We start from the raw sequence: 26,252 nt of genomic DNA on the forward strand, positions 1-26,252 counted from the left end.
TCTTATTTAGGATCTCCTACTACAAAGAAGTTTCTAGTGATTACCCACTCAGATGCCATCATTGTTTGTGCTTCTGTTAATTCTTGCGTAGCTGTGATTTCTACTTCATCCATAGAAACAGCTTGTGCGTTTACAGTTGATGAAAATGATCCGATTACTAATGTTGCTACTGCTAATCCTCCGACTAATTTTGAAACTAAATTTTTCATGTTTAATAAATTTGTTGATTAATAAAAATGTTTAAGTTAATTTTTAAGACCATAACTTACATCGTCTGTTGTTTCAATTGATTCAATCAATTATTTAGGCTCACCTACTACGAAGAAGTTTCTAGTAATAACCCACTCAGATGCCATCATAGCTTGTGCTTCTGTTAATTCTTGTGTAGCTGTGATTTCTACTTCATCCATAGAAACGGCTTGTGCGTTTACAGTTGATGAAAATGATCCGATTACTAATGTTGCTACTGCTAATCCTCCGATTAATTTTGAAACTAAATTTTTCATGTTTACTAATTTTAATTGATTACTAAGTACTAGTTTTAAGACTTCACCTTTTTTATCGGTCTAATTTCTGGCCAGAAATATGTTGTTTATTTTGATATTGCTAATTTATAACTAGCTGACTTACTTGCCACTACACTAAAGAGTAGTTGTAGTTTTGTGGAGTAAAAACTACACTTTTAGGTAGTAAATAGCTTTTTGTAGTTGGCTGATGAGTTACTTCGTAAGGTACTAATGATTTATTGGCATTATAGAAGTTAATCAACCCTTCATAAGTCATACAAATAGGAATTGTCTCAGAACCTAAATAGTCTATAGATTCTCCTACAACAGTTGCTTTAATACCTAATAGTGTTAAAATACGTAGTAATTTACTATCACATTCCGCAAAAACAATATTTCCCTTGTTTTTACAAATAGGAGATATCGCGCAAATCATTAATTGCTTGAATAAATGAATATCGCTTCCTTCTTTTTTTATCGCAAATCTTCCAATGTGAAAAATATCATTCAGTTCAATTTCTCCAACAACATTTAAAGGATTAATACCAAAGATTTTTTGAATGGGTAATACATCTATAAAATTCCATTTCAAAACTCGTATGGATCCTAAAATATCTCCTGAATCATTTTTTGAAACATATATTTCTGAATTATTAATATAGTGCATTTCTTCCTGACAAATTGATTTAACATCATCTTGATATTCTTTAGGAAGTATATTATTGGAATGATGTTTGAAGTTTTCAATAACAACAAATTCAGATAATTTTTTTATCTCATTTGCATTTAATCTTTCTAAGTAATTTTTTGTAAGTATCATAGTTGCTTTATTTATACTCAAAACTATTCAACATACACAAGCACTTCATTACACAAAATAGTAGTAATGAATAAGTTACATAAAAACTACCCTAAAGTGTAGTATAGAAGATTTTTTTCTTAAAAAAAGCTTATATTTGATATTAAACAAATAAACATGGAAGGTATAGACAATTTTTTTTCATTAAAAAACACAGTTAATAGCATTTCAGAAGATGAACAAGTACAAACAAATGATTACTTAGAACCCATAAAAGCTTTAGCCAGGACCACTTACAACAGTATTTATGTAATAGATTATCAACAAAAAGGTTTCGATTATGTATCCGAAAACCCTTTGTTTCTTTGTGGTCATACTGGTGAAGAAGTAAAAGAAATGGGCTATGTTTTTTATTTTAAATATGTACTAAAACAAGATCTAGACTTACTATTAAAAATAAACACTGTAGGATTCGAATTTTATGATAAAATACCCGTTACCGAAAGAAAGTTTCATACTATTTCGTATGATTTTCATTTAAAAAACCAGGAGGGAAAAATTATCTTAATCAATCAAAAACTAACCCCTTTATTTTTAACAAACGATGGTAAAATATGGAAAGCCATTTGTATTGTTTCTCTTTCTAATGAACAAAATTCTGGTAATATCAAAATTTTTAAGAAAGGAGATAATAAAATTTTTACCTATGATTTAGAAGGTGACTATTGGAAATCCGAAGAGAAAATAGAACTTTCTGATAGAGAAAAAGAAGTATTAAGTTACTCTATTCGTGGATTTACTATTAACGAAATCGCAGAGGCAATATTCGTTTCACCAGATACAGTTAAATTTCATCGTCGAAAACTATTTGATAAATTAGGGGTTAATAATATTTCTGAAGCAGTAGCTTTTGCTACTAATAATAAATTAATCTGAAAAACTATTTTATGGATGAAAAATAGAACTCTGGAAATCTTTTATATTCCTTTTCGGTGGCTATATCAAAAAGGATATGTGTACACATTGCAGCAACAATCCAAGAAGCTATTGCTAATTGAGGTGGCGGTAAAACCTCAACTTCTTCTTTGTATTCTTTGATAATATTTTCTAACCATTTCTGAGGATTTCCCCAAAATCTCATATAACTAGTCGCATACTCTACCATATTAACCTCATTAAAAGATTCTTCGGGTTTTGCCAAAGAACTTAAAGACAAACTATCTGGTGAAATTACTGTGACTAAACCTGCCCAACCTAAATTATAGGGATGTAAAACAGGTATATTTTGCTCTTGACAAATTTTGTCGAAAACTAAAGGAACATCTGAAGAGAAATCTAAAGCATTAATGGCTATTTTATGACCTCTTACATAAGCCACTACATTCTCAGAAGTTAAAAAAGTAGGATGTACAGTAATTTTTGCATTACTATTTATCGCCTTTAACCGCTTTTCTAAAGCAGCCGTTTTATCTGTTGTAATATCTTCTTCTGTATAATTCTGTCGATTTAGATTGGTTAATTCAACCTGATCTCCATCGATAATTGTAATGTTTTCAAATCCAAAACGAAGAGCGCATTCTGCAATAACACTTCCTATACCACTTCCTCCTAAAAGAATAGGATAATTTTTGATTATTTCTTGCTCTTCTTTAGTAACATAAATTCGATTTCTATTATATCTCTTTTCCATTTTAATAAATTTTTATACAAAAATAATTCTTCTACCAAAAAATCATTTTACCCAAAAAGGTAGTTTTCACATTTTTTATCTACTTAAATGAAATAGAATAACTTTTATTTACTTGAAAAAAGCAGTAATTTTAACCTTTATTTTCAACTACGTTAGTTTCTATACACTAAATTATGATTATTACTCCAAAAACCATTGCTTTTGATGCCGACGATACTTTATGGCACAACGAACCTTATTTTGATGAAGCGCAAGCTCGCTTCTGTGAATTATTTCAAGATTATGCTTCTAGCCAAGAAATTCTCGGGTTAATTTTAAATCATCAAGTAAAAAATTTACCATTGTATGGCTTTGGAATTAAAGCATTTACCCTTTCTATGATTGAAACGGCTTTACAAATTACTAATCATACCATTTCAGGTAAAGGAATTGAAAAAATTCTTACTATAGGAAAAGATTTGTTACAAAAACCAGTAGAATTATTACCAAATGTTGAAGAAGTGTTACAACAATTAAAAGGAGATTATAAATTAATCGTAGCAACTAAAGGTGATTTAAAAGACCAACATAGAAAATTACACGATTCTGGCTTGGGTCATTATTTTCATCATATTGAAGTATTAAGTGATAAAACTGAAATAGATTACACTAAAATGCTGGGTCGTTTAGATATCCAAGCAAGTGATTTTCTAATGATTGGTAACTCATTAAAATCAGATGTTTTACCCATTTTAAATATTGGTGGTTATGGTGTTCACATTCCTTATCATACGACTTGGGAATATGAAAAAATCGATTTTGAAATTGAACATGAAAAATTCAAATCTATCAGCTCAATTACAGAAATTTTAGCATTATTATAAACTATATTCTATGAAAAAAGAGCTGTCTCTTACACATTGGAATCGGAAAGAACATTTTGAGTTTTTTTCACAATTTGACGAACCTTTTTACAGTGTAAACAGCACTGTAGATATGACTATAGCTTATGAAAAAGCAAAAAACTTAGACATTCCATTTTTTATTTATTATCTACATAAAAGTTTAACTGCGGTAAATGCAATTGAGAATTTCAAATATCGGATAGATGATAAGAAAGTCTTCATTTATGATGATATTCATGTTTCAGCAACGATTATGAGAGAAGATAAAACATTTGGTTTTTCTTTCATGGAATACCATGAATCTATAGCTGAATTTCAAAAAATTGCCCAAAATGAAATCGCGAGAATTCAAAACACCAGTGGTTTACTTACCACGGTTTATCCTGAAAATATTATTCATTTTTCTGCCATTCCTTGGATTGATTTTACAGGACTTACGCATGCCAGAAATTATAAATACCCCGATAGTTGTCCCAAAATTTCATTTGGCAAATTAATCCAAAATGAAAACACAAAAACGATGGCTATAAGTGTGGCTGTTCATCATGGTTTAGTAGATGGTTACCATATTGGCTTGTTTCTTGATGCATTACAAGGTTTATTAAACGAATAATTTTTTTAAAATGCTTAGATTTATAATTCATTTAACGAAACAAGAAATACAATTCTTTTATTTTTGATTTAAATTCCTCTTTATGAAAAAGATACTACTCCTTTATTACTGCATATGGTGTGTTCCATTTTTTAGTCAAGTTAGATTAACAGATGTGGCTATTAAACTTAAAAAAAACACAGATTATCATCAATTGGTAACACAAGTAAATACTCAAACGAATGAGGTCTTTTCTTTTGCTTCAGATAAAGAGCATCTCACAGGAGTAAAATTTAATAGTGCCCTTTTTTTTTCAGATAGTATTTCTTTAGAAAAACCAGCTACTTTTAGAAATTTAATGGGTTGTGGCTTTACCAATGATAAAGCCATTGCTTATTGGGCAACAGAAGATTTAAAACAATTCGCAGGAATTGAATTTGATTACAAAACCCATACTACTAAAACCATTTTGTATCCTTTAAATCTTAAAAATTACACTCTTTTTTCTTCTGGTAACGAAAATGGAATGCTATACTTTTTAGCAGAAGAAAAAGAATCAAAAAAACTAGTATTTATTACAATAAAAGGACATGACATTAAAATGAATCAACTTCAATTAGATACTTTTATTATAGAAGACAATAACAAAAATAAAACCACCTTAGGTGCACTTTTACATACATTTGAGATTACAAAAATGCATACACAATTATTTAATTCTTATGTTGATACAGCCCACCCAATTAAATATTATTTGAGTGAAAACAGACTATTTATTAGTTTAGACCACACAAATGATAAAACCCAACTATTTGAAATCGATTTAAAAACTTTTCAAATAAAAGAAATTGTTTTTAATAAAAACAGGATTCCAAACATAACACAATCAAACTCTCTTTTATTTGACAATCATTTTGCTTTAGTATTACTAAATAAAGAAATTTTAGATATTGAAATTTATGATTATACTTCTAAAAAAAGCATTAAAACGTATCAAATTAAGGCAAACTTACCTTCTCCATTTACGTCTGACTTACTGGTTCAAACTGGTAATAACGAGCCTAGAAAATTAAAAAACACAAAGAAATTTATTCAAAAACTATCTGATAATGCAATAGGTCTTTCCATCTATCCATTCAAAGGAAATTATCTGGCTACATTTGGTGGAAATAAAGAATTTATAAGAAATAGTGCCATGCTTTTAGATATTGGATTACAGATAGCAGGAGCAGGTGGTGGTGATTTAGCTGGAAGTCATGTTAATCAAAATACTTTTTTTGATGTACAATTTGACAGTAATTTTAATATCGTTGAAATGCCTTTTGAACCTTTGTATATAGATAAAATAGCCCAATTTATAGCCCAAAATAAAGCAGTAAATTATGAGTATTTTTTTTCGTACCAAGACTTTTATATTTTGAGTTATTATGATTCCAAAAAAGATGAAATTGTCCTTTCAAAATTTACTAATGGTTATGATTATTAAATCATGTTTCCTATAGCTTTTCATCCTATTTACAAACATCCTTTACCAGAAGGGCATCGTTTCCCGATGATTAAATATGAATTGTTACCACAACAACTCATTCATGAAGGAACAGCATCAATTACCAATTTTTTTGAACCTGACATTTGCAATTTAGAAACCGTATTAGCTGTTCACAATTCATCTTATGTTGACCAATTAGTACAACTAACTTTAGAGCCAAGAGCCGTAAGAAAAATAGGATTTCCTCTCTCTGCTGCATTAGTAGAAAGAGAATTACGTATTGCACAAGGAACTATCTTAGGCTGTCAACAATCTTTTGAAACTAAAGTTTCATTTAATATTGCTGGAGGTACACATCATGCTTATTCAGATAGAGGAGAAGCTTTTTGTTTATTAAATGATCAAGCCATTGCAGCTCAATTTTTATTAGATCATAAACTAGCTAAAAAAATTCTGATCATCGATTTAGATGTACATCAAGGAAATGGAACAGCCGAAATTTTCAAACAAAACAATCAGGTTTTTACTTTTTCTACACATGGTAAAACTAACTATCCTTTTAAAAAAGAACAATCCGATCTAGACATTGAATTTTTAGATGGCACTACTGACGAACAATTTTTAAAGACCATTGCTACTGTTGTTCCAAAATTAATAGAAGAGCAAAAACCAGATTTCATCTTTTATTTAGCTGGTGTCGATATTTTGAAGACAGATAAATTAGGCAAACTTTCCTGTTCTATCGAAGGTTGTAAAAAAAGAGATGAAATTGTCTTTCACTATTGCAATCAATATGAGATTCCAGTTCAGGTTTCTATGGGAGGTGGTTATTCTCCCGAAATAAAAACCATTATTGATGCTCATGCTAATACCTATAGAATAGCTAAAAATATCTTTTAAATAAGAACCTCTTCAAAAAAGAAGAGGTTCTTGGCTCTTTACTTCCCTAACAAAAGTATTTCATTAGCAACTATTTCAGTTACATAACGTTTTACACCGTCTTTATCATCATAGCTTCTGTTTGTTAATTTCCCTTCAATACCAATTTCTTTTCCTTTAGTAACAAATTTTTCAATAATTTCTGCCGTTTTTCCCCAAGCGGTTACGCGATGCCATTCGGTTTTTTCAACCTTGTCTCCGTTCTCTTTATAATAAATTTCATTGGTTGCAATCGATAAGCTCGCTACTTTCTTTCCAGCTTCTAAATTTTTGATTTCTGGTTCTTGTCCTACATGTCCGATTAATTGTACTCTGTTTTTCATAAGGCGTGTAAAATTTTAAATGGTTTATATAAATTGATATCTATCTGGTAAAACTTAGAATTCATATTGTCTTTTAGTATAGAATTGTATTCGTTTCATTTCGACAAGGCAAAGATGTAACAACTTCTAAAATGGATTCGGTTGTTAGTTATTTACTTTCGTTTGTAAACGTTTGTAAATAATTGAAAACAACTATTTTTACTGTATTAAACATATAATAATGGTAAAATAAAAGAAGCTACAACTAATAATACTAGGGATAAAATACCACCAATAATCAAAAAATGCTTGAATTTATAAATACCCATACCATAAATAATAGCATTAGTTTGATACCCCATAGGAGTGTAAAAACTAAAATTAGCTCCAAACATAACGGCATATAATAAAGGTTTTGGATTTAAATGCATTTTTTGCGCCACCACAATAACAATAGGCGCTAAGATTATAGCTGTGGCGTTATTAGAAATAAAACCGCTCATTAGTAAAGTAAATGCAAAAACGATAGCAATAATAGCAGACGTGGGTACTGATTTTAAGATCAAATACAAATGTCCTCCTATGAAATCATCGGTACCCGTATTTTTCATAGCAATTCCTAAAGGAATCATACCTGCCAAAAGAAAAATTACTTGCCAATTAATTCCTGAATAAGCATCTTTTAATTGAATGCAACCTGTAAACAAACACAGGGCAACGCCTATTAGTGCACTTTTTAAGATAGAAAAGGTATTTGTTGCAGACAATACAATAACTAAGAGAATCGCAACAAATGAAATTATCTTCTTATAATTAGGAATGTTAGGAAGTGTTAACACCGAATTTGCAAAAAGAAGGTTATTAGAATGCGCTATCTTTTGTATTTCGCTTAAATTTCCAGTTAACAAAACTCGATTTCCTGGATTAATAAATTTCTTTGAAAAAAACTTATAAATCATATTCGGGTTTTTCTCATAATCTTTTTCACTATTTACAGCTTTAACCGAAATGTTTTCAGGTAACTGTTCGTTAAACTCCTTAACCGACATATTTACATATCTTGAATTAGGCAAGATAATCACTTCATGATATTCATTGGTATACTGTTCTTCTAATAAATCTTGATTTACTCCTAAAATATTCAATCCTAAACTCTCTGTTTTAGAAGTTAAATCTTCAATGGTTAAATCGAGCCAAAGAATATCATTTTCTTGTAAGGTTTCCGACTTTAAATCGGTTTTTAAATACCTTCTTCCGCGTTGAATTTTTATCAGTCGAATGTCATTTTCATTCCAAATCTCTGTTTCATAGGGCTTTTTGCCAATTAATTTAGAACCTTCTCTTATTTTCACAGAAGTGATGTAGGCAAATTTATCTGCTAAATCTACATCTTCTTTCTTTTTTTGTTTGGGTAGAAAAAAACGTGATAATAAAAACACAATAGGAATAGAAACAGAAAGAAATATAATACCAGCTAAAGAGAATTCGAAGAAAGAAAAAGTACCAATTCCTCTTCGGTTAGAAATTCCAGAAACAATTAAATTAGTACTCGTCCCCATTAAAGTACAACTTCCTCCTAAAATCCCTGCAAATGAAATGGGTAATAAAACTTTTGCTTTGTCAATTTTTCCCATTTTATCTAATTCGTTTACCAATTTAATAAAAATAATAACCACCGCTGTAGTAGCAATAAAGGAAGAGAGTATTCCAACTAAAAACATTAATAAGGGTAAAAAAAGCCAAACTGGCCAATTCATAATTGGTTGAATACGTTGTGCCATTAATGCTACAACCCCATTTTTTTCTAAACCAATGGCAATAATCATCAAACAGAGAATGGTTAATACCGAATTATCTGAAAATCCTGAAACCGATTCTTCGGGAGAAACCACCCCAAAAAGCAACAGACTAATTAAAATAAAAAAGGCGGTTTTATCAACCGTAAATTGTTCGCTAACAAAAAGTATGAAAGCAATTAGTAAAATACCTAAAACAATTCCTATTTCAATAGTCATATTTACAAAAATTAGAACATAAAAATAGTTTAGAATTTCATGAAAAAGTTATAAGATTTTCGTAGATTGTTACAACATTATAATCGTGTTTACAAATCGTTGTAACCCGTTTGTAATTTTAGTATCTTTGATAAAAAACAGTATATATATGCCAAGTAAAATTAGTAAAGTTGAACTGCGAAATTTACAGATAAAAGATTATAAAGAGCTCAAAAAATCCATGATTGAAGCCTATCCAGAAATGGTAGATTCGTATTGGAATGAAAATCATATAAAAAAACTTTTAAAAATTTTTCCTGAAGGACAACTTGTTATTGTAGCAGATGATATAGTAGTAGGTTCTGCTTTGTCGATTTTAGTTTCAGAAGACTTTGCTTTTAACACTAAAACCTACAAAGATATTACAGGAAATTATACCTTTAAAACACACGATGAAGATGGTGATGTTCTATATGGAATAGATGTATTCATCAATCCCAATTACAGAGGGTTGCGATTAGGCAGACGATTATATGATGCTCGAAAAGAATTGTGCGAACAATTAAATCTTCGTTCCATTGTTTTTGCAGGAAGAATTCCAAATTATGGCAAATATGCTAAAGAAATTACGCCTAAAAAATATTTGGAAAAGGTAAAAAAGAAAGAGATATATGATCCTGTATTATCTTTTCAGTTAAGCAATGATTTTCATGAAGTGCGTGTTTTAAAAAATTACTTAGAAGGTGATAAAGAATCTCAAGAATATGCAGTTTTATTAGAATGGAATAATATTTATTATGAAGATTCGAAAAAATTAATCAACGTAGACAAAAGTATTGTTCGCTTAGGATTAATCCAATGGCAAATGCGTTCTTTAAATAATTTAGAAGCGTTATTTGAACAAGCCGAGTTTTTTATTGATGCCGTTTCAGGTTATGGTAGCGATTTTGCGTTGTTTCCAGAATTATTTACAGCTCCATTAATGGCAGATTACAATCATTTATCAGAAGCTGAAGCTATTAAAGAACTGGCTAAATATACGGATGCCATTCGTAAAAAATTTCAAGAATATGCTATTTCTTACAACATCAATATCATTAGTGGTAGCATGCCATTTCAAGAAGGTGGTCATGTATACAATGTAGGGTTTCTTTGCAGGAGAGATGGAACTTATGAAATGTATCGAAAAATCCATATTACGCCAAATGAGGTTTTTCATTGGGGAATGACAGGTGGAAATGTAATTCAAACCTTTGATACTGATTGTGGTAAAATAGGTATTATTATTTGTTACGATGTAGAATTTCCTGAATTATCTCGTTTAATGGCAGATGAAGGCATGAATATTTTATTTGTTCCTTTCCTAACCGATACTCAAAATGGATATACTCGCGTTAAAAACTGTGCTCAAGCGCGTGCCATTGAAAATGAATGTTATGTAGCCGTTGCTGGTTGTGTTGGAAATTTACCTAAAGTAAATAATATGGATATTCAATATGCGCAAGCAGCTGTTTTTACGCCTTCTGATTTTGCCTTTCCAAGTAATGGAATTAAAGCTGAAGCCACTCCAAATACTGAAATGACGTTAATAGTAGATGTGGATCTTGACTTATTAAAAGAATTACATGAACACGGAAGTGTAAATACTATGAAAGACCGTCGTAAAGATTTGTACCAACTAAAAAAACTGAAACAATAATAGACTTTTGTCAAACATACAAACATGAAAAAAATAACTTTCTTATTGCTGTTTTTCGTTACGATTAGTTTTGCCCAAAACACCTTACACTATAATGATGAAAAAGGTTCGGAAAAAGCAACTTTAAAAGATATGGAGTGGCTTACTGGAAATTGGACTGGAGAAGCTTTTGGTGGTATTTTTCAAGAAAACTGGAGCCAACCTTTAGGCGGTTCTATGCTATTTGATTTTAAATTAGTGGTAGAAGGTAAAGTTGTTTTTTATGAAGTAGGTCATATCGTGGAAAAAGACAAGACACTTTTGTATCAAATTAAACATTTTGATGCCAATTTAAAAGGTTGGGAAGACAAGGACAAATCCGAAGATTTTAGGTTTATCAAAAAAGAAAAAAACAGAATGTACTTTGATAATTTTACTTTTGAAAAAGTATCTGAAAATGAAATCAACCTTTATGCCTATTTTGAAGATTCAAAAAAAGAAGTCGTTTTTAATTTTAAAAAATAAATGGAGCTAAATCAACTAAAATATCCAATAGGACAATTTAATTGTCCGGAAATCATTACACAAGACATCCTTACTACTTGGATTTCAGAAATACAACATTTTCCTGAACAAATTGTAGCAGTAACCGATGGTCTTTCCAAGGAAGAATTGCATTGGAAATACCGTCCGTATGGTTGGAATATCAAGCAAGTAGTACATCATTGTGCAGACAGCCATAGTAATGCTTTGATCCGATTTAAATTGGCTCTTACCGAAAACAACCCAACTATTAAACCCTATGCGGAAGATGTTTGGGCGGAATTAATTGATGGCACAGATGATGATATTTCGTATTCTTTATTAATTTTAAAAGGTTTGCATCACAAATGGCATTTAATAATGGTGAATATGGATGAAAAAGATTGGGAAAAAACCTATTTCCATCCAGAAAGCAACAAATCTTTTACTTTAAAAAGTGTTGCCGGATTATATGCTTGGCATTGCAACCACCATTTGGCACATATTAAACAAGCTTTATTGCATAAAAATAATTTTTAAGAATGGCCAAAGTTTGTTTAGAATGCAACGATAAAATTGTAGGTCGAGAAGATAAAAAATTTTGTTCTGATAGCTGTAGAAATACCTACAATAATAAAATGAATAAAGATCAAAATAATTTGATGCGTAATGTGAACAACAAGTTGCGTAAAAATTATCGAATTCTGTGTGAATTAAACCCCGAAGATAAAACCAAAACTACCAGAACAAAACTCCTAAGTAAAGGGTTTGATTTTGAATTTTTCACTTCTATTTATCAAACTAAAACAGGCAATACCTATTATTTCTTATACGACCAAGGTTATATGGCTATTGATAATGACGGATTTGTTTTGGTAAAGAAAGACAGTTAAATGACAAAAAAATATATTAACTACAAAATTTTAAATGTTGTTATAGTGTTTCTCTTATTTTGCTTAGTATTTCTAAATCAATATAATAATACTAAAAAAAGAAAGGAAGCTGTTGAAAAATATGATGGTACTGGTATCGCTTATATCAAAGAAACTATTTATGAAGATAGTCATGTATACATAAGGTTTTATTTTTATCATAATGGCAAAATTATTTTTAGCAAACAATCTGAACGAGATGAAAATCAAACCAATATTCTAAACAATTACTTTCTTGTTACATTTGACACTAAGAACCCTAAAAATAACTATATTCATTTGAATAAAAGAGTACAACCCGATTCGCTTTCATTAGTAAATGCTGGCTTTAAATATAAAAAATACTACATACACGACATTACTACTAATACCCATGTTGAAAAATATAAATGGCAATAAATAGTTTACCAAAGAGAATTCGTATAAGACCCAATATTCCTATTTCTAAATTTAGGTTTTGGGCAGGTTTAGTTATAAGTATTTTTCTAAGCTTTTTTTTATACCAATTTTTTATTTTAGGTAGAGATATTTTTCGCTCGTATACGTTTACCACTAATTTTAACTATTTAGAATTTACGGAAAACGAACTCCTTTTTTATAATTTATTTTATGCTTTTTTAGCCTTAATTATTGCACAAACTTTTTTTCTAAAAATAATTTTTGATACCAATAAAAAATTGTGGGAAAAAAGAATTCAATTTAGCCGTAAAAAAATAGTTCACAACCAAAATATATGGATTTGGTTCTTTCTATTTTGTTTTATAAAATTAGCTGTGTTCTACGGAGTTATGAATATGAATAGTCTTTATTGGGGAGATTATACCTTTTCAATTAATGAGCATCTTAATTTTTTTGAAGAATATCCTTATCTATTCTTATTGATTATATTGGTCTTGTTTTTACAATCCTGGCAAAGTTTAAGAGTAATTCTTCATAATTACTTAAAATACATGATTGGTTCTTTTGTTTTCATTTCTATTGTTGCGATAGTTTTTTCTCAAATTAATCTTGTGGATTTTGAAAGCTATTTCAAGAAACAACATGCCGAAAACCCTTATATTAAAGGAAATATCGAGTTACCAAATATCCATTTTACAGAAGCTCTTTATTCACGAAATAAAACATTACAACTATATGTTTCAAAAAAAGGAGAACTATACTTTTATGGAAAAAAAAGAAATTTCAGTCAACTAAAAGAAATAGTAGTAGCGCTTAATAATGAAGGATTTTATTTTGAAAATCTCAATTACTTTGTACAACTCAATATTGATAAGAATACTTCTTTAAAACAGTTATATAAATTACAAAAAGTTATTACGACTTACTCCGATTTTAAGATTGCTTATAACGCGTATCCTGAAAATCCAAAATTTCCCAAAAGATACTATCAAGACAATCCTGAAGGCATTTTTGAAGTGAGAAGAAGAAGAGTTGCATCTTTTGAAAATGAAATTATGGTTCAATTAACCAAAGAAAATGAAATTTTAATAAATAACAGTCCTGTTAATTGTAATGAAATAGCAAAAAATATAGCATTACATATTTTAAAAGATAAGCATTATACATTAGTAGTAAGACTTAAAGAAGATGCCGTTTTTTCAGATTATATAAACGTTTTATCTTATACTCGAGCCGGTTATTTAAAGGCTTGCAAAATAGTTGCTAGAGAAAAAAATGTAGGTGATTATACTTTATATAATAATCCAGAATCAATTTTGCCTTTTAATATTATATATAACTACGCGTTTGAAACTGATAATTTATTAAAATTACCTCCTAAACGTCCAGAAGATGACTAAACAAATTTCCCTATTAGGCTGTGGTTGGTTGGGTTTGCCTTTGGCCAATGATTTATTAAAAAATGGCTTTTCTGTGAAAGGCTCTACAACTTCAGCACATAAACTAGAATTACTACAGGAAAAAGGTATCCAACCTTTTATAATTGCTCTTTACGAAAACACCATTGAAGGAGACATAACTGGTTTTTTAAAAGATTCGGAAGTTTTAGTTATAGACATTCCTCCTGGTTTGAGAAAAGACACTTCTATTTCTTTTGTGGATAAAATAAAAACTTTGGTTACCCAAATTGAAAGTTCAAGAATTAAAAAGGTACTTTTTGTTAGTTCGACTGCAGTATACAGAGATGAAGAAATTAGCCCAAACCCTGTTGAAATTACTGAAGAAACACCTACAAATCCGGAAACAGAAAGTGGAAAACAATTAGTAGAAGTAGAAAATTTACTATTATCCAACCCAAATTTCAATGCCATTATCTTACGTTTTGGTGGTTTAATTGGAGAAGACAGACATCCTATAAAATATTTGGCAGGAAAAGAAAATGTAGAAAACCCTGATGGTCCGATTAATTTTATACATCAAGAAGATTGCATAGGTATAATTCTAGAAATTTTGAAACAACTTTTCGACATCAATCGAAGCAATCATAAGATGCCGAAACAAGTTCAGCACGACAATATTATTTTTAATGCTGTGGCACCTCAGCATCCTACACGAGAAGAATATTATCACAAAAAAGCAAAAAATATGAATTTGCCTTTGCCTATCTTTGTTAAAAATTCAATGAGTAAAGGCAAAACTGTTTTAGGAGATAAAGTAGAAATTATTTTAGGTTATAAATACAAAAAAAAATTATTTTAAAATTACAGTTTTATAAATTTTACAATTTGTATTAGTACTATCACTAGAAATATAACAACTTAAGTTTTTATCACAACTCCATGTTTTTAAAGTATCTAACATTATATACTGTGGATAACAATTATTATCTCCGACACAAATGATATAATGACTTTTAACTGATGCCTCTTTACTTGAATAGTCTTCGTTAAAATACAAATTATCATCAATTTTTTCTAACCATTTAGCAATTTTAATTTTTTTTGCCTTATCTGTTACTAAAACATAATAAAAATCGATAGGGTTCTGACCTATCGATTGTTGTTTCATTATTTGTACTTTATCTAGTTTAACATTATTCTGAAAGTTAATATTTTCATATAAAAAAGATTTATACTTTGTAGTATCAATAAAAAACTTAAATTCATCATTTATTTTTCTCCCAATTAATAATTCATCCGATATAACTTTAGATTTACACGAATAAAAAAAAACTAAAAAAAATAATAAACTAATCTTCATATAAACTTATTGTTACTGTCATTGTTTTTGTGCAAGTTGAAGAGCATTCTGAACAAGTCCAGAGTTTACCTCCTTTAATTGATTTCTCATATGGAGTGCAAGCAGTTCCGCAATTTTGACTTGTACATGTTATTGTTCCTCTTCCACTATCTACTATTAAATAATTATTTTCTAAAACTAATGGGATAACAGAATTATGAACATTATTAATATCACTGGAAAACAAACCGTAGGAACTTATAATTTCATCATCTACCATTATATCCTTTTCTGAAATTTCAAGGTTTAAATACTCAACATGTCCTAATCCTTGTTCTTGGGCTAAGTTAGAAAAAATTGTTAATAATTTTTGTTTATCCGCAGTTAAAATAATTTCTCCATTCCTTATTTCTCCAATTAACATGTTATCAATTTTAGCAGATATTTCATTCTTAAAATTACTCTCTTGAATGATTTCATTTTCTACAGTATTTTCTTCTTTTGAACAAGATGCTAAAAATAAAAATATTAATGTTTTAGTAAATAAAAATAATTTTTGATTCTTTAAATTTTTTCTAATATCAGTTAAATGTTTAAAATTAATTTTTTAAAGTTCTATATAAAATAAAAATACTATTAAAATAAAATTTATAGAAATGAAAACAGGAATAAAAATTTCAAAACTGAGAGAACAAAGAAAGTTATCGCAAGAACTATTAGCCGAATTAATTGGAGTTAGTCAAGTTACTGTAGGAAATTGGGAACAAGGAAAAAGTATTAAACATAAGTATTTAAAGAAAATTTCTACTGTTTTTGATATTCCTGTAGATTTTTTACTTGATGATGATAAGAAAATCGTTAAACAAGAAAACAAAGATAGTGCGTCAAACAATATTAATGGTTATGAAGTTTCTATAAAGACTCCTCAATATGTCTTAGATGGTTTATTTTCACGATTAGATAAATTAATTGAGATTTTAGAAAAAAAGTAACAATATCAATCATTTATTTTAATCTCTTTTTTGTTCCAATTACTTGTTACAAAGTCACACAAATATTATCACAAAAAAGCAAAAAATATGAATTTGCCTTTGCCTATCTTTGTTAAAAATACAGCATCAAAAGGGAAATTGATTAAGAGCACTAAAATTGAAACTGTATTGTCTTATTTTTTTAAAAAAGAGGTGTAATTAAATGGCTTATTTTAGTGTTTTTCACGAATATATCAAGCAGAAAAAAAAGGCAATTGGGTTGCCTTTTCTTGCATTGTGTTGGATTAGTTTTTTTTGGGGAACCACATGGATTGCATCTAAAGAAGGGGTAAAACATATGCCCGCCATGCAGTTGGTTGTTTTACGTCAATTTTTCGGTGGCATTATCTACTTAACTTATTTTCTGATAAAAAAAGCACCTTGGCCTACACAAAGACAATGGCGTAATATTTTAGTATTAAGTATATTAAATTTCATGTTGAGTAACGGTTTAAGTACATGGGGCGTAAAATATATATCCAGTGGTTTGGGCGCTATTATCGGTTCCATCTTTCCATTATGGATTGTAATTATTAGCTTTTTTAGAGGAGAAAAAGTTTCTTGGAGAGCCGTTTTAGGATTAATTATCTGTTTTTTTGGAATTTGTGTTATATTTTATGATTATCTGCATGATTTTCTGAACCCAGAATTTCGTTTTGGGATTATTCTTTCTGTTATTGCAACTTTTACTTGGGCCTTATCTTCTATTTACATTAGAGAAAACAGAACCAATTTCAATCCTTATTTTAGTTTAGGTTTACAAATGTTAATTTCTTGTGTAGCCATTTTTGGTGTTATTCAATCGACTGGAGAAACCGTTCCTTTAAGCGAAATACCAGCTGTTTCATGGTGGTCTATTGCTTATTTAGTGGTGTTTGGTTCCGTATTAACCTTTATTGCTTTTATTTACGCCTTAGAGCATTTACCTAAAGAAGTAAGTAGTTTATATGCCTACATTAATCCTATGGTGGCTTTATTCTTTGGGTATATTTTATTCCATGAACCTTTAACTGTTTCTATTGCCATTGGCGGTCTAGTAACACTTACTGGTTTGTTTTTGGTAAATAAAGCCATAAAAAAATCATAAAAAAACACTCAAATATCATTTATTTGAGTGTTCCTTAATTTTTGAATTGTTAACAATAGTATATTTACCAGATTTTAACTCGTTTTTCTGGAGCTACATACATCCCATCGCCTGCTTCTACACCAAAAGCTTTATAGAAAGCATCTACATTTTGTAACGGCACATAAGCACGATACATTCCTGGTGAATGCGGATCGGTTTTTACTTGGTTTTTAATGGCTTCATCTCTCATTTTACTTCTCCAAATGGTTGCCCAAGAAATAAAGAAACGTTGTTCTGGTGTAAACCCATCTATTAATCCTGGATTACCGTTTTCCTTTAAATAGATTTGCAACCCATCATAAGCTGCATTTACACCTCCTAAATCACCAATGTTTTCTCCTAAAGTAAATTTACCATCGACATAAATTCCTGGTAATGGTTGTAAAGCAGAATATTGATCTGCTAAAGCAGTTCCTAAAGAAGTAAATTGTGTTAAATCTTCATCACTCCACCAATTGATTAAATTTCCATCTGCATTATATCTAGATCCTGAATCATCAAATCCATGAGAAATTTCATGACCTATTACTGCGCCTATTCCTCCATAGTTTACCGCTTCATCTGCTCTATAATCATAAAAAGGAGGCTGTAAAATAGCTGCTGGAAATACAATTTCATTATAAGAAGGATTAAAGTAAGCATTTACTGTTTGTGGAGACATTCCCCATTCTTCCTTATCCACTGGTTTGCCTAATTTATCTAAATTATCTTGATGTCTCCATAAAGCATATTGTCTTGCATTTTCAAAATAAGTACCTCCCTCTTTTGGATCGGTAATGGTTAATTTAGAATAATCTTCCCAAACGTCTGGATAACCAATTTTAACTCTTGACTTTTTTAATTTTAATTTTGCATTTTCTTTGGTTTCTTTTGTCATCCAAGGCAAATTGTCTATTCTATTCTCAAAAGCTTTAAAAACATTAGCAATCATAGCTTGCGCTTTTGCTTTTGCCTCAGGTGGGAATTTTTTTGCCACATATAATTTTCCAATAGCTTCACCCATTCTTCTATTTACTACTTGAAGGGCTCTTTCATCAGCTGGTCTTTGTTTTACCGCTCCTGTTAGGGTTTTTCCATAAAAATCAAAATTTGCGTCTTCAATTTCAGTGGTTAATTCATCCGAAGCACCTCTTAGTAAAGTCCATTTCATATAGGCTTTCCAAGCTTCCAGATTATTCTCTTTAAAAATAGTTTCAAGTTTTGCCATATATTTAGGTTGTGAAACTATTAAAGAGTCTATTGTACCAATCCCAACACCTTTTAAATAAGTATTCCATTTTACTGTAGGTGTGATTTTTTCTAAATCAGCCACAGTCATTGGATTATAACTTTTTCTTCTATCTCTTCTTTCCACTCTATCAAAAGTAGCTTCAGACATTTTTGTTTCTAAAGCTAAAATTTTAGCAGCATTTGTTTTAGCAGTTGTAGCATCATCTCCTATAAATTGAAGCATTCTGGCAACATGTTGCTCATACTTTTCTCTTTTCTCTTTATTATCTGGAGCATCAGACACATAGTAATCACGATCTGGTAAACCCAAACTACCCGTTCCAATATATACTATATTTCTAGTACTATTTTTGGCATCAGTACCTATATAGCTACCAAAGAAACCAACTCCAGCTTGTGGTTCCATTTCTGTTACTAAAGTAACCACATCAGCTGCATTCTTAACTTTATCTATTTTATTTAAATAAGGTTTCAAAGGGCTAATTCCTTGTTGATTTCTGGTTACTGTGTCTAAAATAGATTTATAAAGACTTAACGCTTTACCTTGATCAGATTTTGGAGTAATCGTTTTGTCATTCAACGCTTCTTTTAAAATTTGCATGACATCTTCATCTGTTTTTTTGCGAAGTTCATCAAAACTACCCCATCGTGTTCTGTCTGCTGGTATTTCAGTTTTGTCAAGCCACTGTCCGTTTACATATCTAAAAAAATCATCTGCAGGATCTACAGATTTATCCATAAAATTGGTATTGATACCTATTTGTTGATTCTTATTCGTAGAATTAGTTTCTCCTGATTTACAAGAATTAAGAATCGAAATTAAAAAAAGGAAGCCTATACTTCCTTTAAAAATTGTATTTCTCATTTTAAATTAGGTTATTTTTAAAGTTTAGTTGTAAAACAAATATACCTTATTTGACGCTTCCTCAAAAAAATGTCATTATTCTTTAACAATTCTTTTAGAAACCGCCCCTTTATTTGTATGAATTATCATAAAATAAATTCCATTTGAGGCTGTTTTTAAATCTACCGTAACTTGATCGAGATGCATTAATTGATTGGTATTTATTAGAATGCATTTCCCGCTTATATCGTAAACCTCAATGGCATTTATCTCAACATCTTTTGATAAAACGGTATATATTCCTTTAGATGGGTTAGGAAAAATAGCTACTGTATTCGTTGCGAAATTTTCTGTTGTTAATGTTCCGTTTATTACAAAATCATCCACATTAACGCCAAAAGCATTTACGGCTTGATCCGCATGAAAAACGATTCTAAAAATAACATTTGTTTCATTATTAAGGGCTTGCAAAGGATAAGAATAAGTAGTTAAAGTAGTATTGGTTCCTGTCCATTGTGCACCAGGACAATTATAACAATCGTTCCCAGTTGTTAATCGGGTACGGTCACTGTTATACCAATTGGTCCAATTCGTCATATCATTATACCCTAACACTTGCCAATTAGCCCCAAAATTTGTAGAATATTCAACATAAACAATGTCCCAATTATTTTCTAAGTCATATTTCATATTGAAACTTATTTCAGGATTGGAAACAGTGGATAAATTGTAACATTGAGAAACTAAATAAGCTTTTACATTATCTTGATAATTGCCAGAAAGATTTGTTGTATACACAAGGTTTCCATTACTATCCATGTTATTTACAGGAGTATCTGTATGAATTCCTCTTGTCCATAATAATCCTGATTCATTTTCGATATAGGAAATTAATTCGTCTGAAGTATTTGAAAATTGATTTACTAGTCCAACTGTTCCTTCATCATTAATACGTAAAACATTTTCTTGTGTGTTATTTTCTGGTCTTCCATCATTTGAAATGGATGCCGTAACATTTAGCAAGTGAGTTCCTCTGCTTAAACCTATAATTGTTATGGGATAATTGATTTCATCACAAGGAGCTAAACTACCGTTCCATACCTCATTGATAGCTGTATTTCCATCTATAGTATAAGATATTGATAGGGAAGAAATTGGATTTAATCCTTGGTTTTTTAATAAAACTGAAGCTGTAATGGAAGATGATTCGCATGAAATTGTTTCTGGAGTATTGATGGATTGAATGGCTACATCATCTGTTGCAGCAATATATTCTCCGCCAACATTTACGGCAAACCAAGCATTAGTAACTGCTATAGCTTCTGGACTATTTGCGCAATATAAACTATTTGCTACAGTAATCGTCGCATTTCTCGCGTCTAAATAAGTGGCATTTGGTGTTAAATAATCGCGTTCTGCTAAATAAGCAATTTCAGCCGCTTTTTCTATCCCAATACCAGTAACAGAATAAGCAGTAGGAGTTGGAGCGTTATTCGTATCTGATTCTCCCATAGTAAGAATATAAAACCAATGGTTCATCACTCCAGAGTTTGTATGTACCCCTCCATTATCGCCACTTCCTGTATACCAATGTGTGCCTTGATAAGTATCTGGGTCATTAGTACTATTAGGGTCTTGCATCGATCGTAAATAAGAGGATGAGATATCTTCTCCTATTAACCAAACAGAATTAGAAATAGGGTTAGTCAAACTTCCAGTTTTACCATAATGTTCTACACAAGCTCCCCAAATATCTGAAAACCCTTCATTCATTGCACCCGATTCATTTTGGTATACCAAATTTGCGGTATAAGTACAAACCGCATGACCTATCTCATGTCCGCATACATCAATAGCTGTTAAAATATCAAAGCTCGTACCATCTCCATAGGTCATAGCAAAACCATTCCATCCTGCATTATTGTAATCTGTTCCATAATGGACATAATTTCTTATGGTTCCTCCATTATCATCAAAACTGTTTCTTCCGAAAGTTGTAAACCAAAAATCATATGTTTTTTCCGCTCCCCAGTGTGCGTCTAATGCACCATTGTCTTTTGCAGCATTATCATACTCGGCAGCTGACCAAATATTATCATTATCTGTAAAATCGACATTTTGGAAATTATTTGTATTTTGACAATTAAAAGTAAAAATACCCAAGCCTCTTGTTTCATCTCTTAACAAATAGTGATTGTTGTCTGCATCAAACTTTGTTTCAATATTTTTAGTACCACTATATCTTGTATCTGCTGTTCCTTGAGCAAAAAGTATTTTATTTTCTAAAGTCTTTTTATATGTTATTAATTCACTATTTGTTGTTAAACTAGTAGCATGCTTGATAATTGGATTAGAAAGCAAAACCGTTCCATTTAAAGCATCTATATAAACTTCTTGCCTTGATATGGGATGGGTTGCATAGATATCATATTTATATGCTAAATGTATGGTTTGTTGATTCACATTTGGAAAAATAACCAATTCTCCTATAGGTTTTTTATACTCCATTAATTTAGATTGCATTTCATTTTCCCATAAATAAGAAGAGGCATTTATTTTTTGTAAAGCTATTCCTAAGCCTTCATTTGAAGTGATGGTTGGTGTTAAAGACATTCCTGAAACTTGGTATAATTCTCCATTTACCATTGTGACACGATTTTCTTTAGAATGTACAATGGCGGTTCCAAATTCTACTTTTATGTTTTTATAAAACAATTGAAATTTCTGATGTTTTTGTCCTGTTTTATCTATGTTCGTATAAATAGGTTGAAAAGAATAATAAGTATCAAAACCATACTCTTCACCAAATTTAAATAACGCTTCTTCTGATGAATATGCTTTTGTAAAATGAATGGTTCTCTTATTCTTAAAAGTTTTGGAGTTATTCCTGTTTTTTTGAGAATAACATAGGGTTATTACCAATAAAGATAAAAGGAAGAGTAATTTTTGTTTCATGAGCTTATAAATTAAACAAAAAAGTTGGCTTTATTAAAACCAACTTTTTGTCTTTGACTATTTTATTTTTTTAAGATTCGTTTTGTAACTGACCCCGAATCAGAATCGATTTTCATAAAATAAATTCCGTTGGATGCATTCGATAAATCTACTTTTATTTCAGAAGATGATTCTAAGTTTTTTCTTGTAAAAATGTTTTTTCCTGTGATATCATAAACAGTGATTTCATTTATTATTTTAGCATTTTTATTAGAAATTATAAATAAACCATTAGATGGATTAGGATAAACTGTTAGTGAATCTAATTCAAAAGTTGAAGATGATAATGCACCGTCAACTACAAAATCATCTACATTGGCACCAGTTTGATTTGCAGATTGATCTGTATGGAAGACAATTCTAAAGATTATATTCGTTTCTGAATTAAAGGCATTTAAAGAATAGAAATAAGAATTACTAGTTGAATTGGTTCCTGTCCATTGGGCTCCTGGACAATTATAACAATCATTACCTGCTGTTTGAGGTGTTCTATCACTGTTATACCAATTTGGTCCTTTTTGTCCTAACACAGACCAATTAGCACCAAAATCTGTAGAATATTCTACATAAATTACATCCCAATTTTCTTCTAAATCATACTTAAAAGAGAATCTAATTTCTGGGTTTGAAACAGCAGTTAAATCATAACATTGAGACACTAAATACGATTTAATGTCATCAGGATAATTTCCAGAGGTATTTGTTGAATAAACTGAGTTTCCAGCGCTATCCATTAATCCACCGGTTCTAACGGTTCTAACCCATTGAGAGCCTGTAGTTCCTTCATTATAAGAGATTAATTCATCACTATTTGAACTAAAGGTATTTACCAAGCCTATCGTTCCTATGTCATTTACTTTAAATCTAATGTTTCCATTATTATTATCTGGAAAAGCATCATTTGTAATTGTAGTTGAAACAGTTAAATTATGATCGCCTCTTGCTAATCCATTTATAGTTGGTAATGTAACCGTTGTTGTTGCCAAAGAAGCTAAATTACCATTCCAAGTGTATGTATATGGTGTTGCGTCAACTGTATAATTAAATGTTACAGAAGTGATAGTGTTTTGTCCATTATTTTTAATTTCAATTTCTGGTGCTACATTAGTACCGCAGTTAATTAAAACTGTGGGATTTTGTATTTGTACTAATTTAACATCATCATTTGGGACTTGAATTGGAATATCTGTTTGCCAAATTCCTCTTCCATAAGTTGCCGCCACTAATTTTCCATCATTTAAGTTAATCTCCAAGTCTGTAACAGAAACATTAGGTAAATTAGTATCAAATGGTTCCCAAGTTGTCATTGTATCATCTTTATAATAAACCCCCAAACTGGTTCCTACATAAATTGGATTGTCTGTATGCTGACCCTGATGTACTATGACATTTTTACCTATACTAGGTATTCCTGATGTAATATTAGTAAATGTTGCTGCTCCATCTGTTGATTTTAATACTCTTCCTAGGATGCCACTAGTGGTTAAATAAATAATATTTGCATTTGTTCCATGACATTCAATTGAAGTAATTGTAGATGATGCTGTATAAACTGCTGTAAAATTAATCCCTCTATTAGTACTTTGATATAGTGTTGAGCCATTAGACACGTACATAATATCATCATTAGTTGGAGAGATTTCAATATTTTCAATATTTCCAGATCCAATTGTTCCCACACTTTGTTGAACCCAACTACTTCCATTTAATTTATACAATCTTTCATACGCTGCAAAAACTTCACCAGAATTATTTGCTTTTAAAGGAGTAATCCAATTACCACCATCATCATTTGTCCCTGTTTCAGCTGCAGGAGCACTTACACTTCCTGTTAAATTATTTCCTCCATTGTTAGACAAATACAATGTCCCTCCATATTGAATAAAACCATAATATGCATTTTGATCATTTGAATTAATTGCCGTATCCATACCATCTGCTCCATAATAATTTTTCCAACCTCCACCACTGTAAGCATGACCTCCATTATCTTGAAGACCTCCTACCATGTTTCCTACGGATTGTTTTGAAACAGAAATTCTGTAAAATTGACTTATTTGAGCTGTTGCTGTTAAATCAGTAAAATTAGTTCCTCCATTGGTAGACTTATATACACCTCCGTCACTTCCACAAAATAAATTTCCACCATAAAATCCTAGATAATGAATATCAGCATGTGTATATGAAGGGGCTGTTGGCGAACTCCAATTGTTTAATTTAGTAAATAATGTACCTCCATTTGTTGATTTCCAAACATTCAAACAACCCGTATAAACTTCTTCAGCGTTAGAATCTGAAACGGCTAAAGCTAAGTCATAATAGGCTTGATTTGATTCTAATATGTTTGTTGTACTATTTCTCAAGGAGAAAGTGTTTCCACTATCTGCTGATCTATAAATTCCTTGAAACCCATTGTTTGAAGAAACTGAGGAAGAGTGACTCAAAACATAAACATAGTTTGGATTTGCTGGAGAAACATCAATTAATAATCTACTAGAAGAAGTAGGTAGCCCAGAAGTAACTTGAGTAAATGTATTTCCAGTATCTGTAGATTTATAAAAAGTAGTATTTGTTACTCCATAGATAATAGAAGGGTTTGTAGGCTTAAAACGAATAGCTCCTTGAGCAAAACTACCCGTTCTAACATTGGTCCAGTTTACACCTCCATCTGTTGTTTTATAGATTCCTGTATTAGTGGCACAAAATAAAATTAAATTATTAGTAGGGTGCATAATAATATCCCCTGACAAACTATTTGTTGCTGTAAAAGTAAGTCCTGTTGTGTTCCAAGTCAATCCTCCATCTATAGATTTTAAAACTCCAATAGAATAGGTATCGCTACTATCTTTATCTCCTGTTGAAATGTAAATCACATTAGGGTTCGTGTGATCTACCACAATACCTGATACTCCTATTTGAGGTAAATAATCCGATAACGGAGTCCAATTTATTCCGGCATCTGTTGATTTCCAAACACCTCCAGCTGGAGAACCAATATAAACTGTGTTGGCATTGGTAGGGTCTTGATAAACAAAATTTACCCTTCCTTGACCTGAAGACCAAGAACCTGTATTAGTATGGGTAGCAGGACCTACAGGCTGCCAATTACTTGGAGGCAAAGAAAAGGAAGCATTTGCATTTCTATTCACTTTTGATGCTCTTTTTTGATTCCATGCAGCATAAATTTCTTCAGGAGTCAAAAGATACCCTTGATCATTAGTCATGTTTCTCCAATGATTTTCCCATCTCATAAAAGGTTTAAAACCTGAACCTTTTACATTTTTATCTCTTGTTGACCAATACTCATTAAATAATGCAACTTCTTGATCTATTGTAAGTCTTTGATGTTTTGCATTTACATTTTTTTCTTTCCATAAAGCCGATTCATTATATTGAGAAAAACTCAAAGAAGTGAACAACAACAAAAGCAAGTAATTGTTTCTCATAATATTAACTATTAAATTTGAAATTTCGCAAATATAGGTAGTTTTCTTTAATTGTTTTTGGTTTTTTAAAACATTAACAGCCAAAATGTTATTAATCTATTTTAAAACTATAA

At 30.3% G+C, this 26,252-nt stretch carries 25 protein-coding genes; 14 read left to right on the plus strand and 11 right to left on the minus strand.

Features of this window, described 5'->3' with window-relative positions; genetic code table 11:
• Positions 1–2: 2 nt before the first annotated feature.
• The 3 genes from CX675_RS08070 to CX675_RS08080 all read right to left on the minus strand — a co-directional run bounded on the left by CX675_RS08070 (position 3) and on the right by CX675_RS08080 (position 1,326).
• Entirely contained in the window at positions 3–209 is a 207-nt protein-coding gene (locus CX675_RS08070) for a hypothetical protein (RefSeq protein WP_130734727.1), read from the minus strand.
• Positions 210–299: 90 nt separating this feature from the next.
• Entirely contained in the window at positions 300–506 is a 207-nt protein-coding gene (locus CX675_RS08075) for a hypothetical protein (protein ID WP_130734728.1), read from the minus strand.
• 130 nt (positions 507–636) lie between these two features.
• Positions 637–1,326, minus strand: coding sequence for a hypothetical protein (locus CX675_RS08080; protein ID WP_130734729.1), 690 nt, complete (start codon positions 1,324–1,326; stop codon positions 637–639).
• A gap of 156 nt (positions 1,327–1,482) precedes the next feature.
• Between CX675_RS08080 and CX675_RS08085 the strand changes: the two genes are divergently transcribed.
• The gene (locus CX675_RS08085) at positions 1,483–2,241 is read left to right on the plus strand and encodes a response regulator transcription factor (RefSeq protein ID WP_130734730.1); all 759 of its coding nucleotides are present in this window, start codon (positions 1,483–1,485) and stop codon (positions 2,239–2,241) included.
• 4 nt (positions 2,242–2,245) lie between these two features.
• On the opposite strand, the gene CX675_RS08090 is transcribed toward CX675_RS08085, so the two are convergent.
• Positions 2,246–2,995, minus strand: coding sequence for a ThiF family adenylyltransferase (locus CX675_RS08090; RefSeq protein ID WP_130734731.1), 750 nt, complete (start codon positions 2,993–2,995; stop codon positions 2,246–2,248).
• A 173-nt stretch (positions 2,996–3,168) separates the two neighbouring features.
• On the opposite strand from CX675_RS08090, the gene CX675_RS08095 reads away from it, so the two are divergent.
• The 4 genes from CX675_RS08095 to CX675_RS08110 all read left to right on the plus strand — a co-directional run bounded on the left by CX675_RS08095 (position 3,169) and on the right by CX675_RS08110 (position 6,860).
• A complete protein-coding gene (locus CX675_RS08095) occupies positions 3,169–3,858 on the plus strand; it encodes an HAD family hydrolase (protein ID WP_165396001.1) in 690 nt (229 codons plus the stop codon).
• A 10-nt stretch (positions 3,859–3,868) separates the two neighbouring features.
• A complete protein-coding gene (locus CX675_RS08100; RefSeq protein ID WP_130734732.1) occupies positions 3,869–4,492 on the plus strand; it encodes a chloramphenicol acetyltransferase in 624 nt (207 codons plus the stop codon).
• A gap of 82 nt (positions 4,493–4,574) precedes the next feature.
• A complete protein-coding gene (locus CX675_RS08105; RefSeq protein WP_130734733.1) occupies positions 4,575–5,957 on the plus strand; it encodes a hypothetical protein in 1,383 nt (460 codons plus the stop codon).
• A 3-nt stretch (positions 5,958–5,960) separates the two neighbouring features.
• Positions 5,961–6,860 carry a histone deacetylase gene (locus tag CX675_RS08110; RefSeq protein ID WP_130734734.1) on the plus strand — a complete coding sequence of 300 codons (900 nt, stop codon included), beginning with the start codon at positions 5,961–5,963 and terminating at the stop codon, positions 6,858–6,860.
• 38 nt (positions 6,861–6,898) lie between these two features.
• On the opposite strand, the gene CX675_RS08115 is transcribed toward CX675_RS08110, so the two are convergent.
• Together CX675_RS08115 and CX675_RS08120 are read right to left on the minus strand one after the other, a co-directional pair.
• Positions 6,899–7,222 carry a single-stranded DNA-binding protein gene (locus CX675_RS08115; RefSeq protein WP_130734735.1) on the minus strand — a complete coding sequence of 108 codons (324 nt, stop codon included), beginning with the start codon at positions 7,220–7,222 and terminating at the stop codon, positions 6,899–6,901.
• A 206-nt stretch (positions 7,223–7,428) separates the two neighbouring features.
• Positions 7,429–9,216 (minus strand): SLC13 family permease, encoded by a 1,788-nt coding sequence (locus CX675_RS08120; RefSeq protein WP_130734736.1) that lies wholly within the window; start codon positions 9,214–9,216, stop codon positions 7,429–7,431.
• A gap of 148 nt (positions 9,217–9,364) precedes the next feature.
• Between CX675_RS08120 and CX675_RS08125 the strand changes: the two genes are divergently transcribed.
• From CX675_RS08125 to CX675_RS08155, 7 genes are all read left to right on the plus strand, one after another.
• A complete protein-coding gene (locus CX675_RS08125) occupies positions 9,365–10,894 on the plus strand; it encodes a carbon-nitrogen hydrolase family protein (protein ID WP_130734737.1) in 1,530 nt (509 codons plus the stop codon).
• A 24-nt stretch (positions 10,895–10,918) separates the two neighbouring features.
• Complete coding sequence (locus CX675_RS08130; RefSeq protein WP_130734738.1) at positions 10,919–11,398, plus strand: DUF6265 family protein; 480 nt, start codon at positions 10,919–10,921, stop codon at positions 11,396–11,398.
• On the plus strand, positions 11,399–11,935 hold the full coding sequence (locus CX675_RS08135) for a YfiT family bacillithiol transferase (RefSeq protein WP_130734739.1): 537 nt from the start codon (positions 11,399–11,401) through the stop codon (positions 11,933–11,935). It abuts the gene before it with no gap.
• A 2-nt stretch (positions 11,936–11,937) separates the two neighbouring features.
• Entirely contained in the window at positions 11,938–12,288 is a 351-nt protein-coding gene (locus CX675_RS08140) for a hypothetical protein (protein WP_130734740.1), read from the plus strand.
• Entirely contained in the window at positions 12,289–12,726 is a 438-nt protein-coding gene (locus tag CX675_RS08145) for a hypothetical protein (RefSeq protein ID WP_130734741.1), read from the plus strand.
• 395 nt (positions 12,727–13,121) lie between these two features.
• Positions 13,122–14,126: a hypothetical protein gene (locus tag CX675_RS08150; protein ID WP_205728615.1), complete on the plus strand. Its 1,005-nt coding sequence runs from the start codon at positions 13,122–13,124 to the stop codon at positions 14,124–14,126.
• On the plus strand, positions 14,119–14,985 hold the full coding sequence (locus CX675_RS08155) for an NAD(P)H-binding protein (RefSeq protein ID WP_130734743.1): 867 nt from the start codon (positions 14,119–14,121) through the stop codon (positions 14,983–14,985). The genes CX675_RS08150 and CX675_RS08155 overlap by 8 nt, the downstream gene beginning before the upstream one ends.
• On the opposite strand, the gene CX675_RS08160 is transcribed toward CX675_RS08155, so the two are convergent.
• On the minus strand, positions 14,977–15,486 hold the full coding sequence (locus tag CX675_RS08160) for a hypothetical protein (protein WP_130734744.1): 510 nt from the start codon (positions 15,484–15,486) through the stop codon (positions 14,977–14,979). The genes CX675_RS08155 and CX675_RS08160 overlap by 9 nt on opposite strands.
• Positions 15,476–15,889, minus strand: coding sequence for a hypothetical protein (locus CX675_RS08165; RefSeq protein ID WP_130734745.1), 414 nt, complete (start codon positions 15,887–15,889; stop codon positions 15,476–15,478). The genes CX675_RS08160 and CX675_RS08165 overlap by 11 nt, the downstream gene beginning before the upstream one ends.
• Positions 15,890–16,121: 232 nt before the next feature.
• Here CX675_RS08165 and CX675_RS08170 point away from each other — a divergent pair, with 232 nt between their 5' ends.
• Together CX675_RS08170 and CX675_RS08175 are read left to right on the plus strand one after the other, a co-directional pair.
• The gene (locus CX675_RS08170; protein ID WP_130734746.1) at positions 16,122–16,457 is read left to right on the plus strand and encodes a helix-turn-helix domain-containing protein; all 336 of its coding nucleotides are present in this window, start codon (positions 16,122–16,124) and stop codon (positions 16,455–16,457) included.
• A 202-nt stretch (positions 16,458–16,659) separates the two neighbouring features.
• Positions 16,660–17,583 carry a DMT family transporter gene (locus CX675_RS08175; protein WP_130734747.1) on the plus strand — a complete coding sequence of 308 codons (924 nt, stop codon included), beginning with the start codon at positions 16,660–16,662 and terminating at the stop codon, positions 17,581–17,583.
• A 64-nt stretch (positions 17,584–17,647) separates the two neighbouring features.
• On the opposite strand, the gene CX675_RS08180 is transcribed toward CX675_RS08175, so the two are convergent.
• The 3 genes from CX675_RS08180 to CX675_RS08190 form a co-directional block, all read right to left on the minus strand.
• Positions 17,648–19,720, minus strand: a complete 2,073-nt coding sequence (locus CX675_RS08180) for a M13 family metallopeptidase (protein ID WP_130734748.1) — start codon at positions 19,718–19,720, stop codon at positions 17,648–17,650.
• A gap of 75 nt (positions 19,721–19,795) precedes the next feature.
• The gene (locus CX675_RS08185; RefSeq protein WP_130734749.1) at positions 19,796–22,654 is read right to left on the minus strand and encodes a M4 family metallopeptidase; all 2,859 of its coding nucleotides are present in this window, start codon (positions 22,652–22,654) and stop codon (positions 19,796–19,798) included.
• 62 nt (positions 22,655–22,716) lie between these two features.
• Positions 22,717–26,139, minus strand: a complete 3,423-nt coding sequence (locus tag CX675_RS08190) for a T9SS type A sorting domain-containing protein (protein ID WP_130734750.1) — start codon at positions 26,137–26,139, stop codon at positions 22,717–22,719.
• Positions 26,140–26,252: the final 113 nt, after the last annotated feature.

The sequence above is a fragment of the Flavobacterium sp. J27 genome, from assembly GCF_004303025.1.
Lineage (GTDB): Bacteria > Bacteroidota > Bacteroidia > Flavobacteriales > Flavobacteriaceae > Flavobacterium.